At 74.3% G+C, this 12,004-nt stretch carries 7 protein-coding genes and 1 pseudogene; 6 read left to right on the forward strand and 2 right to left on the reverse strand.

The window, feature by feature from the left end; all coding sequences use genetic code 11:
- Window positions 1–72: 72 nt before the first annotated feature.
- From NFS20_RS02100 to NFS20_RS02120, 5 genes and pseudogenes are all read left to right on the forward strand, one after another.
- Window positions 73–828 (forward strand): annotated as a pseudogene (locus tag NFS20_RS02100) (sugar phosphate isomerase/epimerase family protein); the annotation flags it as partial.
- A gap of 61 nt (window positions 829–889) precedes the next feature.
- Window positions 890–1,615, forward strand: coding sequence for an EboA domain-containing protein (locus tag NFS20_RS02105; RefSeq protein WP_251150574.1), 726 nt, complete (start codon window positions 890–892; stop codon window positions 1,613–1,615).
- Window positions 1,615–2,493 carry a TatD family hydrolase gene (locus tag NFS20_RS02110; protein WP_251150575.1) on the forward strand — a complete coding sequence of 293 codons (879 nt, stop codon included), beginning with the start codon at window positions 1,615–1,617 and terminating at the stop codon, window positions 2,491–2,493. Before NFS20_RS02105 ends, NFS20_RS02110 begins: the two co-directional genes overlap by 1 nt.
- Window position 2,494: 1 nt before the next feature.
- Window positions 2,495–3,802 (forward strand): metabolite traffic protein EboE, encoded by a 1,308-nt coding sequence (gene eboE, locus NFS20_RS02115; RefSeq protein WP_251150086.1) that lies wholly within the window; start codon window positions 2,495–2,497, stop codon window positions 3,800–3,802.
- A complete protein-coding gene (locus tag NFS20_RS02120) occupies window positions 3,799–5,217 on the forward strand; it encodes an alkaline phosphatase family protein (RefSeq protein WP_251150087.1) in 1,419 nt (472 codons plus the stop codon). Before eboE ends, NFS20_RS02120 begins: the two co-directional genes overlap by 4 nt.
- A 561-nt stretch (window positions 5,218–5,778) precedes the next feature.
- Here the strand turns inward: NFS20_RS02120 and NFS20_RS02125 are convergent.
- Window positions 5,779–9,405 (reverse strand): S8 family peptidase, encoded by a 3,627-nt coding sequence (locus NFS20_RS02125; protein ID WP_251150088.1) that lies wholly within the window; start codon window positions 9,403–9,405, stop codon window positions 5,779–5,781.
- A 279-nt stretch (window positions 9,406–9,684) separates the two neighbouring features.
- Here NFS20_RS02125 and NFS20_RS02130 point away from each other — a divergent pair, with 279 nt between their 5' ends.
- Window positions 9,685–10,383 (forward strand): hypothetical protein, encoded by a 699-nt coding sequence (locus NFS20_RS02130; protein WP_251150089.1) that lies wholly within the window; start codon window positions 9,685–9,687, stop codon window positions 10,381–10,383.
- A gap of 3 nt (window positions 10,384–10,386) precedes the next feature.
- Here NFS20_RS02130 and NFS20_RS02135 read toward each other — a convergent pair whose 3' ends face one another.
- Window positions 10,387–11,988 (reverse strand): AMP-dependent synthetase, encoded by a 1,602-nt coding sequence (locus NFS20_RS02135; RefSeq protein WP_251150090.1) that lies wholly within the window; start codon window positions 11,986–11,988, stop codon window positions 10,387–10,389.
- Window positions 11,989–12,004: the final 16 nt, after the last annotated feature.

Consider the following 12,004-nt stretch of genomic DNA (forward strand, 5'->3'; position numbering starts at 1 on the left):
GTCGGGCAGCGCACGCTCCCGTTCGCGCTCGGGTACGGCACGAACGGCTTCACCGACCACCCGCTCGACGACGTGCTCACGATCCTCGAGCACGAGGGCTACGAGGCCGTCGCCCTGACCCTCGGCTTCCCCCACCTCGACCCGTTCGCCCCGGGCTGGGGCGACCGCGTCGACGCGCTGCGGACGCGCCTCGCGAGCCTGCGCGACGGCGCGGGGATGCGCGTCGTCGTCGAGACGGGCACGCGGTTCCTCCTCGACCCGTACCGCAAGCACCGCCCGACCCTCGTCGACGCCGAGGCGGAGCCGCGACTGCGGTTCCTCGAGCGGGCCGTCGAGATCGCGGCGGGCCTCGACGCGGAGTGCGTCTCCTTCTTCTCCGGCGTCCTGCCCGACGACGCGTCCCCGGCCGACGGGTGGGCTCGCCTGCGCGATCGGCTCCCGGCCCTGGTCGAGCACGCCCACGGCCTGGGCGTGCGGCTCTCGCTCGAGCCGGAGCCGGGGATGCTCGTCGAGACGGTCGCCGACGCGCTGCGGCTGCGCGACGACCTCGGCGACCCTCCCGGCCTGGGTATCACGGTCGACGTGGGCCACTGCCTCGTCGTCGAGCCCGACGGGGTCGAGGGCGCGCTGCGCGCCGCCGCCCCGTACCTCGCGAACGTGCAGCTCGACGACATGCCCTCGACGCACCACGAGCACCGGCCGTTCGGCGAGGGAGAGATCGACCTGCCCCTCGTGCTCGCGACGCTCACGGACGTCGGGTACACCGGCGTCGCGGCGGTCGAGCTGCCGCGCCACTCCTACGACGCCCCGGGCCTCGCGCGGCGCAGCATGACAGCGCTGCACGACGCGTGGCCCGCGGGCAACGCCCCGCCCACCCCCAGGAGGTGCCATGACCGAGGACCAGACCCACCGGGTCGACGACGCGACCGGGAGCCCCGGCGAGCGCTGGCTCGCCGACGCGCTCGCCGAGGTGGCGCGCGACCCCGGTTCCGCCGCGCGCGCGTTCGCGCTCGCCGGTCGCAAGGTCGGGCGGTCCGCGCTGCGTCCGGACGGGGACCCCACGGGCGTCCTGCACGGCACCGTCGACGACGCGGCCCGCGCGTCGCTGGTCGTCGCGCTCGCCGACGCGCTGGGACCGGACAGGGGTGCCGCGCTCGGGGCGCGGCTCGCCGACCTGTACCAGCACGGGGACACCGCGGAGCGGCGCGGCGTCCTGCGCGGGCTCGACGCCCTGACCGAGCGCGGGAGGCTCGACGCGGACGTCGTCGCCGTCGGGACCGAGCTCGCCGCCGACGCGCTGCGCACCAACGACCAGAGCCTCGTCGCCGCGGCGGTGGGCCCGTTCGCGGCCGCGCACCTCGACCAGCACGCGTGGCGCCACGCCGTCCTCAAGCTCGTGTTCATGGGCGTGAGCCTCGACGCCGTCGCCGGTCTCGACGACCGCGCGGACGACGAGCTCGCGCGCATGGCCCGCGACTTCGCCGCGGAACGCCGGGCGGCCGGGCGCGTCGTGCCCGACGACGTCGCGCGCCTCGCGTCCGACGTCACCACCGGCCCGACCCGGCCCGACCAGACCACCCCCGGCACGTCGTCCACCACCGGAAGGAGCGCCTGATGCGCATCTTCGACCCGCACATCCACATGACGAGCCGCACGACGGACGACTACGAGGCGCTGTACGCCGCGGGCGTGCGCGCGCTCGTCGAGCCGGCGTTCTGGCTCGGGCAGCCGCGCACGAACGTCGGGTCGTTCCTCGACTACTTCGACTCGCTGCTCGGCTGGGAGAGGTTCCGGGCCGCGCAGTTCGGCATCCGGCACCACGCGACGATCGCCCTCAACCCCAAGGAGGCGAACGACCCCCGCTGCCGCGAGGTGCTCGACGAGATCCCGCGCTACCTGCTCAAGGACGGCGTGGTCGCCGTCGGCGAGGTCGGGTACGACTCGATGACGCCCGAGGAGGACGAGGTGTTCGCGCGCCAGCTCCAGATGGCGCGCTCCGTCGAGCTGCCCGTGCTCGTGCACACGCCGCACCGGGACAAGCTCGCGGGCACGCGGCGGACGCTCGACGTCGTGCGGGAGTCGGGGCTGCCGTCCGAGCACGTGCTCGTGGACCACCTCAACGAGACGAACGTCGCCCTCGTGCTCGACGCGGGGGCATGGGCCGGGTTCTCGATCTACCCGGACACGAAGATGGACGAGGACCGGATGGTCGCCATCCTCCAGGAGCACGGGACCGAGCGGATGATCGTCAACTCCGCCGCGGACTGGGGCCGCTCCGACCCGCTCAAGACGCTCAAGACCGGGCACGCGATGCTCGCCGCGGGCTTCTCGGAGGACGACGTCGACCGGGTGCTGTGGCGCAACCCCGTGGAGTTCTACGGGCAGTCGGGCAACCTCGTGCTCGACCCGGTCCCGGGGTTCACGGCCGGGGAGCTCCCGACCCCGGGCGTGGAGTTCGAGGGCTCGTCCGTGCTCCGCGGCGTGCGGGCCTGACATGCTCCTGTCGTACTGCACCAACGTCCACCCGGCCGAGGACCTCGACGGCGTGCTCGACCAGCTCGCGCGCTACGCCGCGCCCGTGCGCGAGGCGGCGGGGCTGGACGTGCTCGGCGTGGGGCTGTGGATGCCGGCAGTGCTCGCGCACCGGCTCGCGGGGTCGCCGGACGACCGGGACCGGCTCCGCGCGGCGCTCGCCGAGCACCGGCTCCAGGTCCACACCCTCAACGCGTTCCCGTACGGCGGGTTCCACGCCGACGTCGTCAAGCTCGACGTGTACACGCCCACGTGGGCCGACCCCGAGCGGCTCGCGTACACGCTCGAGTGCGCGGAGGTCCTCGCGGACCTGCTCCCCGACGGGGTCGACGGGTCGATCTCGACGCTGCCGCTCGCGTGGCGCGAGCCGTGGTCCGAGGCCGACGACGCCACGGCGACCCGCGCGTTCGCGGAGCTCTCGGCGGGGCTCCGGGACCTGCGCGAGCGCACGGGCAAGGTCGTGCGCGTCGCGGTCGAGCCCGAGCCGGGGTGCGTCCTCGACACCGTGGAGGACGTCGTGGCGTGGCTCTCCGCGCGGTCCGGTGCGGACCTGCCCGTCGAGCGGCGGATCGACCCCGAGCACGTCGGCGTGTGCCTCGACACGTGCCACCTCGCGGTGTCGTTCGCGGACCCCGCGGGCGCGGTGCGGCGGATCGCCGACGCCGGGCTGCGCGTCGTCAAGGTCCAGGCGTCGGCCGCGCTGCACGTGGCCGACCCGTCCGGCGCGGCTGCCCGCGACGCCGTGGGCGGGTTCGTCGAGAAGCGCTACATCCACCAGGTGCGCGAGCTCGCCGCCGACGGCACCGTGCTCGCCGCCGACGACCTGCCCGACGCGCTGGGCGACGGACCGGGTCCTGACGCGGGGGGCGACGTCGGGCACGACGCGGGGGTCGGCGTCGGGCACGCGCTCCCGGCGGAGGGCCCGTGGCGCGTGCACTTCCACGTGCCGCTGCACCACGAGCCCGAGGCGCCGCTCGCGGCGACGACGGACGTGCTGCGCGCCGCGGTCGCGGCCGTGCGGGAGGTGCCGCACGGCGACGAGGCGCACCTCGACGTCGAGACCTACACGTGGTCCGTGCTGCCCGAGGGCGCCGCGACCGACTCGCTCGTCGCCGGCATCGCGGCCGAGCTGCGCTGGGCGACGACCCACCTCATCCGCGCCGAGAACGACCTGAAGGACGTCACGACGCCGAGAACGACCCCCATGTCGGGTTCGGCGGCGACCGACGACGTGCTCGGCACCGAAGGAACGACCAGGAGGACCGCATGAAGCCCGTGCTGCTGCTCGACGTCGTCGGGCTCACGTCGACCGCGCTCGCCCACATGCCGCGCCTGCGCCAGCTTGCCGCGGGCGGCTGGCAGTCCGAGCTCGCGACCGTGCTGCCCGCCGTGACGTGCTCGGTCCAGTCGACGATGCTCACGGGCCTGAGCCCGGCCGAGCACGGGATCGTCGGCAACGGCTGGTACTTCCGCGAGCTCGGCGACGTGTACCTGTGGCGCCAGCACAACCGGCTCGTCGAGGGCGAGAAGCTCTGGGAGGCGGCGCGGTCGGCGCGCTCCGGCTACAGCAGCGCGAACGTCTGCTGGTGGTACGCGATGGGCATGTCGACGGACGTCACCGTCACGCCGCGCCCGATCTACCACGCCGACGGTCGCAAGTCTCCCGACGCGTACGTGCGGCCGCCGGCGCTGCACGACGACCTCGTGGAGCGGTTCGGCGAGTTCCCCCTGTTCACGTACTGGGGCCCGACGGCGTCCATCGCGTCCTCGCGCTGGATCGTCGACGCGACGCGGCACGTCCTGCGCACCCACGCTCCCGACCTCACGATGACGTACGTCCCGCACCTGGACTACGACCTGCAGCGGTTCGGGCCGAACGACCCGCGGGCCCACGCCGCGGCGGCCGAGCTCGACGCGACGCTCGCGCCGCTGCTCGACGACTGCGCGAACCAGGGCGTCACGGTGCTCGTCGTGTCGGAGTACGGCATCGCCGACGTCGACCGGCCGGTGCACCTCAACCGCATCCTGCGGCGCGAGGGCCTGCTCGAGGTCTACGTCCAGGACGGCAAGGAGCAGCTCGACCCGTGGGCGTCGCGCGCGTTCGCCGTCGCGGACCACCAGGTCGCGCACGTCTACCTCGGCGACCCGCAGGACACCGCGCTGCAGCGCAAGGTCGCCGACCTGCTCCGCGCGGTGCCCGGCGTCGACGAGGTGCTCGACCGCGAGGCGCAGGCCCGCTACGGGCTCGACCACGAGCGGTCCGGCGAGCTCGTCGTCGTGGCGGAGCCCGGAGCCTGGTTCACGTACTACTTCTGGCTCGACGACGACCGCGCTCCCGAGTACGCGCGCGGCGTCGACATCCACCGCAAGCCGGGCTACGACCCCGCCGAGCTGTTCTTCGACCCGGCGGACCCGCTCGCCAAGGCGAAGGCGGGCCTCAACCTCGTGAAGAAGAAGGTGGGCCTGCGGTACGCCATGAGCACGGTGCCGCTCGACGCGTCGTACGTGAAGGGGTCGCACGGTCGCCTGCCGACGTCGTCGGCGGACACGCCGCTGGTGCTGTGCTCGGACGCGGAGGTCCCCGCGTCGGTCGCGGGGCTCGTCGCCTCCGACGACGGGCAGGTGCCCGCGGCGGCGATCAAGGGTCTCGTGCTGGAGCTGCAAGGCCTCGGCGCCCGCGTCTGACCGCGGCAGCGCGAGGTAGTACCGGGGTAGCGCGAGGTAGTACCGCGGTCGTGCCCGACGACGCGTGGTCGCCCTGGGTGTCGGGGCGGGTGGGGCGCCGCGTCTACCATCCGCCGCTCGTTCCTCGCGGCTCCCGCCAGGCCCACCACGACGCGGCGCCCCACCCACCCCTCCCGGGGTCGTCTCGCCCTGGTCCTCGCTCGCCCGGCGCCATCAAGCCTCATCGGCACCGGACCGCGGTACTACTTCGCGCGAGGCCGGGGTACTGCTTCGCGCGAGGCCGGGGTACTGCTTCGCGAGGCCGGGGTACTGCTTCGCGAGGCCGGGGTACTGCTTCGCGCGGCCGGGGTACTGCTTCGCGCGGCCGGGGTACTGCTTCGCGCGGCCGGGGTACTGCTTCGCGCGGCCGGGGTACTGCTTCGCGCGGCCGGGGTACTACCTCGCGTGACCGGGGTACTACTTGGCGAGGCCGCGGGGCTTCGTCGTGCTGCTGTGGACGCCGACGGCGCCCGGTCCGTGGGGACCGGGCGCCGTCGGTGAGCCGTGATCGTGCCGTGCAGCCTAGGAGCAGCTCAGCGCCTCGAACGCGGCGTCGTACGACGTCGTGACCTCGGCCCCGTCGATCTCCGCGGTGGCGTCCACGGTCACGGAGTCCGCCTCGACCGACGTGTCGCGGACGGCGAACGCCTGGTACGCGTTCTTGCCCTCCTTGACGTTGTTGAACGTCCGGTCGCCGTACGGCGTGCTCACGGCGATGTCCGCCCGTGCGCCGGACTCGTTGAGCACGCGGACGGCCACGTAGGCCTTGCCCGCGAGGCAGCGCGACTCGGCGGTCACCGCGACGTCCACGGCAGCGTCGGACGTCGTGACGTCCACCGTCTGCCACCGCTTGCCCGGTGTCGCGTTGTGCAGGTGCAGCAGCAGGAGCTTGCCGCTGCCCTCCTCCGCGGCGGCCTCCGACCGGTGCACCGTGACGGGTGCGTCGTCCGCGCCGAGGTAGACCAGCTCGTCCTCGCCGTCGAACCAGTAGGCGGGGTCGTACGGGTCGCCCGTGAACGTGTCCGTGGCGTCGACGAGCTGGTCGGCGCCGGAGGCGTACGGCGAGTAGGTCCGCACCTGGAACGTCGGGACGGTGCCCTCCTCGATCCCGAGCGAGCCGATGCCCACCGGGATCACGACGACGTTGTTGTCGAACACCGAGGTGTCGACGTCGCCCCAGAGCGAGTTCACCGGCTGGAGGTCGATGTTGTCGCCGGCCTCGTACTCCGTGCCGTCCGGAGCCGTCCAGTCCTTGAGGGTGAACGTCGCCGCGAGGGTCAGGTCGGTCTCGCTGTTGTACTTGATGACCGCGACCTCGAAGTCCGAGGACCCGTCGGAGTCGACGTCGACCTCGACCGAGGGGCTCGCGACCGAGCCGAGGCTCGCCCACGGGCCGTCGACCGCGACGCCGATGCCGATGGTGCCGTCGGCCGGGTCGTCGCCGGCGGCCTCGAGCTGCGGTGCGGTCGAGGAGAACCCGACCGCGCGGATGTCCGCCGAGGCGATGGCCGTCGCCGACGTGCCCTCCGAGGCGTCGGCCTCGAGACGAGGGCTCGTCGCCTTGAGCTCGAAGGGCGCGAGCAGGGAGAACCAGCCGCCCGAGGCGACGCCCCGGCCGTCGAGGTCGAGCTCGGCGGTCTCCGCCTGCGCGCCGAAGGCGACCGGCTTGGCCGTGAGGTCGCTGACCAGTCGCGGCGACGCCTGCACCGGCACGCGGAGCTCGCTGCTGCCGTCGGTCGGCGTGAGCACGACGCGTCCGCTCACCGAGGACACGAAGTCGCGCGGGACACCGACGCCGGAGTCGGCCGACGACGTCGGGTCGAGCTCCTTCTCGAGCGTCGCCGGGTCCGCGGTGAGGGTCACGGTGACGACCGTCTGCTGCCCGGCCGGGACGGTGACCGTCGCGGGCGCGACGGAGACCGCCGCACCACCGGCCGTGCTCGACGACGTGAAGCCGGTCGCGTACGTGACCGGGGTGTCGCCCGTGTTGCGCACGGTGACGGCCTGGCGCTTCGTCACGGTCGCCGCGCCGACGTCGACGACGCCGAACGCGACCGACACGAGGTCGGACGCCTGCGACGCGTAGGCGAGCGTCGTGTTGCCCACCGCCTCGAGCGCGTCCACGCGGCCGGAGCCGATGCGCTCCGGGCCGTAGGCCGTACCGGTCCCGGACGGGCCCGTGAACACGTCGTGCGTCGCGGTGTTCATGACGGACGTCTTGATCTCCTGCGGGCCCCAGCCGGGCTGGGCCTGCTTGACGAGCGCCGCGATGCCCGTGACGTGCGGGGCCGACATGGACGTCCCGGACTTGATGCCCGCACCGTCGAGACGACCCGAGGCGGCGGAGGCGATGCCGGTTCCCGGAGCCGCGACGTCGGGCTTGACGACGCCGAGCGACCCGTGGACGCCGCGCGACGACCCGCTGTTGAGCGTGTCCGCGATCTCGGGGATCTCGACGAACGACGCCATCGCGTACGACGGCCCGATCGTCATGACGACCGTGCCCGCCTCGATCGCCGGGCGCAGCGCCGCGTGGCTCGGACCGGTGAGCTGCGCACCGGGGATGCCCTGGTTGCCTGCGATCCCGGCGACGAACGACTGGAGCTCGGACGACAGGAGCACGCCCGCCGCGCCCGCGGCCTCGGCGTTGTTGAAGCGCGCGGCGCTGCCGCACGCGCGCGTCGCGTCGTCGTCGTCCCAGAAGAGGAACGCGATCTTCCCGGCGACCGCCGCGGCCTGCTCCGGCGTGAACGCCTGGCAGCCGGAGAAGTCGTCGGCGACGAACGCGACCGGTGCGGTGACGTCCTCCTCGCCGCGGTACTCGACGGAGTTCTGCGCCGCGTACGTGCCGGCGAGCTCTGCGGGCTCGACGACCTCCACGGCGTCGAACGTCTGGGTGTTCCCCACGGAGTTCGCCACCGTGAGGGCCGAGCGCGAGTTGCCCGGCGAGCCGCCGACGTCGGTCACGTCGCCCGAGTTGCCCGCCGAGTTGACGGACAGCGTGCCGAGGCGCGAGAGCTGGTCGATGAAGAGGTTCTCCGGGTCGTCCGCGGGGGAGCCGGCCGAGCCGAGGGAGAGGTTGACGATGTCGAGACGGTCGGACAGGTCGCCGTCCTGGTCCGGGTCGGCCGCCCACTCGAGCGCGTCGACGACCACGCCGGTCGAGCCGCCGAGGTCGCCGAACACCTTGAGCGCGTACACGCCTGCCTCCGGCGCCGAGCCCGGCCCGACCTTCCAGTCGGAGATGTCGGTGAGCGTCGAGTAGTCGCCGTCGAACGTCGTGCCGTCGGCCGTGACGCCGTAGCCGGCGGCGGTGCCGGCGACGTGCGACCCGTGGCCCGAGCCGATCGTGTCCAGCGAGTCGATGGGGTTCTCGTCGGGAGACGGGACGAGCGTCGTGCCCTCGACGGTTCCCGAGGCGTCGTAGTCGTAGCCCGCGAAGTCGTGGCCGCCGAGGTACTTCACCTCGTCGTACGTCCCCTCGGGGACGGGGCCGTCGCCGCGCTCCCCGTACGCCTCGTCGTAGGCCTCCTGCGTGCCCGGGCCGCCGAAGTCCGCGTGCGTGTAGTCGATGCCGGTGTCGATGATGCCGATGCGCACGCCCTCGCCGGTGAGGCCCGTGCTCTGCCACGTCTCGGCGGCGCGCGTGAACAGGTCGGTGCCCTTGTTCGTGCGCTCCTTGGGGATGATGCGGTAGACCGTGACCACCTTGTCGTCGCGCGCGAGGTCGCGCACGCGGTCCGCGTCGCCCGTGACGACGACACCCGAGACGAGCGTGCTCGTCACCGAGACCTGCTGGGGGCTGCGTGCACCGGCGCTGCGCGCGGTCGCCTGCTGCGGGACGACGTCGTCCGCGAGCGTGGCGACCTCGGTCGCGTTGTCCTCGACCTCCTGCGGGCTCGCGCCCTGCGCGGCGAGGTCGACGCCCGACGGCGCGTCGAGCTGCACGAAGGCCGTCACCGTCCCGCTGGCGGCGGCGAGCGACGGCGCGACCTTGGTGGTCGGCTCGAGCCCGGCGTCCCTCTGGACCGCCAGACCGCCGGGTTCGTCCGGTGGTGGGGCGGCGACGGCCGGGACGGCGGCCGCGGCGACGACCGCGAGCCCCGCGGCGGCCGCGGTGAGGGACACGGGCAGAGAACGGTGCTTCATCGACACTCATTTCCCCGGCTGGACCGGTGGGTGGAGGGGAGCGTAAGTGGGCCCTGCGGGAAGGCGCCGACCGGTCGGACGGGTGCCCCCGTTGCACGGTAACCTCCCGGCGCCCTGGTTGCCCAGGGACAGCGTCGACCCGGTCGCGACAGGACGGCTGACGGAACCTAGGATTCCGCCCGGGGGCACGGGACGACGCTGTCCCGTGGGAGGCCCCTTCCCGCGTCAGGTCCACGGGTGCGACACACCGGGGGCGTGGCCCACGCAGAAGGAGAAACCATGCAGCGACGCCCGTCCCGCTTCCTGTCCGCCGCACTCGCGTCCGTCCTCGGCGCCGCCGTGGCCCTCGCCGTCCCGGCCATGGCGTCGGCCGTGGAACCCGACCTGACCGTGAAGACGTGGGAGCGCCCAGCGCCCGGCGCCGCGCCGTCCTCCGACGAGGTCTGCACCGCGCAGGCGCAGCCCGTCGTCGCCGGGCAGGACCCGTCGCTCCTCCCGCCGTCGCTCGTCGAGTGCTTCGACACGCTCGAGGACGCGCTCGCCCACGTGACCGGCAGCCCGGTACCGGCGGCCGAGGGCGTGGCCGTGGACGACCGTGCCGCCGTGCGCGCCGCCGTGGACTCGGCGAACGCGCGCAGCTCGGCCGACGCGCGCACCACCGCCGCCGCCGCGTCCTCGCTCGTGCTCGGGCTGATCCACCGCGACGCGAGCTACAAGGGGAGCCAGACTCTCCTGTGGGGCAAGGGCGGCAACGGGTGCTTCACCGGGTCGACCTACGGCTTCCCGAACATGGCGAGCTTCCTGCAGAACAACGTCATCAGCTCCGCCGAGTCGGTCGCGGGGTGCTGGAGCACGTTCTACGACGCGTACAGCTACGGGGGCGACCGCCGGAACTGCACGCCGAGCTGCGCGACGATGGGGTCGATGGACAACCGGGCGTCGTCGATCGTGTACCGCCCGAAGGGTCAGCTGGGCTGATCGTCACGCCGCGCCGCCGGGCACGTCGCTGGACCAGCGGCGTGCCCGGCCGTCGCCGAGCCGGGCCGGGCTCACCTCGTGCACGGTGACGGACCGTCCGAGCAGCTGCCCGACGGCGGCGCCCGCCTCCCGCGCGGCGCTCGCCCCGGCGGCGCCCGGCGCGTCGGGGACCACGTCGAGCACGACGCTCCCGTCGGCGTCCTGGTGGAGCTGCCACGCCGCCATGCCGTTCGCCTGCAGGTGCTGGGCGGCGTCGACCGACGGCACCCACGCACCGTCGGGCCGCAGGTACCGCACGGGGGAACGGCCCTCGAGGTCGTGGAGCTCGACCCGCCCGCCGCGCCGCACGATCCGGGCGTGGTCGCCGGTGCGGTAGCGCAGGAGGGGGAGGTACGGGTTCTCGTCGACGGTGACGACGACCTCGCCGCGGCCGCCGTCGATGACCGGGGTGCCGTCGTCGGCAAGGATCTCGACCCACACGCGTCGACCGGTCACGACGACGAACGGCCCGCCGTCGACGCGTGACGCGACGGCTCCCGTCTCGCGCAGGCCGTAGAGGTCGACGACGGGGACGTCCCACGTGGCGCGCAGGCGTGACCGTGCGACGTCGGACAGGTGCGCGGCCCCGCTGACGAGCGCGACGGGGTGCAGGTCGAGCCCGGCGTCGGCGAGGCGTGCGAGCGCGAGCAGCGGGAGCGGCGAGCTCGACACGACCTGCGGGTCCTGCGCCGTGAGGAACGCCTCGCGGTCGCCGGGGCGCGTCCACGCGCCGGGGTCGAGGTTGACGCGCGCCATGCTCGGCGCGGAGACGCCCGGACCGCGCCGGAACCCCGTCATCGCCGACGCGTACGTGAACGCCTGCCGCTGGTCCACGAGGTTCATCAGGCCCAGCCGGCCGGGCTCCGGCGCCCAGGCCGCGCCCGCGCCCGTGACGAGGTGCTGCAGGAGCACGAGGTCCGCCGCGACCGCCACGGGGTGCAGCGGGATGCGGATCGCCGCTCCCGTGCTGCCCGAGCTCGACCCCTCGAGCACGCGACCGAGGGGCACGTCGACGGGGACGAACGACGCGACGTCACGGCGCAGGTCGTCGCGCGTGACGGGAGCGACGGCGGCCAGGGGTGAGGCGGCGCCGCTCTCGCCGCGGTCGCGGGCCCGCCGGTAGCGCGGCACGACGGCGTGCGCCCTGGCCACGAGGTCCCGCACCCAGCCGGGCGGTTCGGTGTACGGCCTGCCGGGCGTGACCCTGTCCGCGGCGTCGGAGGACCGCGCGGTCCCGTCCGGCTCGTCGGGTGACCCCGAGGCGAGGCGTGCCGCGACGTCGTCGAGGAGGGGCAGGTCGTCGGTGCGCAGCCGGTCTCCGGTGACGTGGACCCAGACCGGGGCGGCGGGATCACGGCGCACGGCGTCGAGGGCGTCGCGGCCGGCGGCGTCGAGCGTGGGCCAGCGCTCGGCGTCGGTGAGCGCGACGGCGCCACCCGGGGCGTACTCGCCGAGCGCGAGGCCGTCGTCCGGCGCGACGGCCGGGGGTGGGTCCGTGCGTGCGGCCGGGAGCGCGCCCGGGCGCGGCTCGTCGGGCGTGCCCGCGGTCCCGGGTCCTGTCGTCACGTCTCCTCCGTCGTTC

The organism is Cellulosimicrobium sp. Marseille-Q4280 (genome assembly GCF_943181405.1).
In the GTDB taxonomy this organism is placed as follows: Bacteria; Actinomycetota; Actinomycetes; order Actinomycetales; family Cellulomonadaceae; genus Cellulosimicrobium.

Excerpts from the sequence above, each read along its gene's own strand:
- NFS20_RS02130 (WP_251150089.1), top strand. The coding sequence starts at position 9,685 with ATGCAGCGACGCCCGTCCCGCTTCCTGTCCGCCGCACTCGCGTCCGTC.
- eboE (WP_251150086.1), top strand. The coding sequence starts at position 2,495 with ATGCTCCTGTCGTACTGCACCAACGTCCACCCGGCCGAGGACCTCGAC.
- NFS20_RS02120 (WP_251150087.1), top strand. The coding sequence starts at position 3,799 with ATGAAGCCCGTGCTGCTGCTCGACGTCGTCGGGCTCACGTCGACCGCG.
- NFS20_RS02105 (WP_251150574.1), top strand. The coding sequence starts at position 890 with ATGACCGAGGACCAGACCCACCGGGTCGACGACGCGACCGGGAGCCCC.
- NFS20_RS02125 (WP_251150088.1), bottom strand. The coding sequence starts at position 9,405 with ATGAAGCACCGTTCTCTGCCCGTGTCCCTCACCGCGGCCGCCGCGGGG.
- NFS20_RS02110 (WP_251150575.1), top strand. The coding sequence starts at position 1,615 with ATGCGCATCTTCGACCCGCACATCCACATGACGAGCCGCACGACGGAC.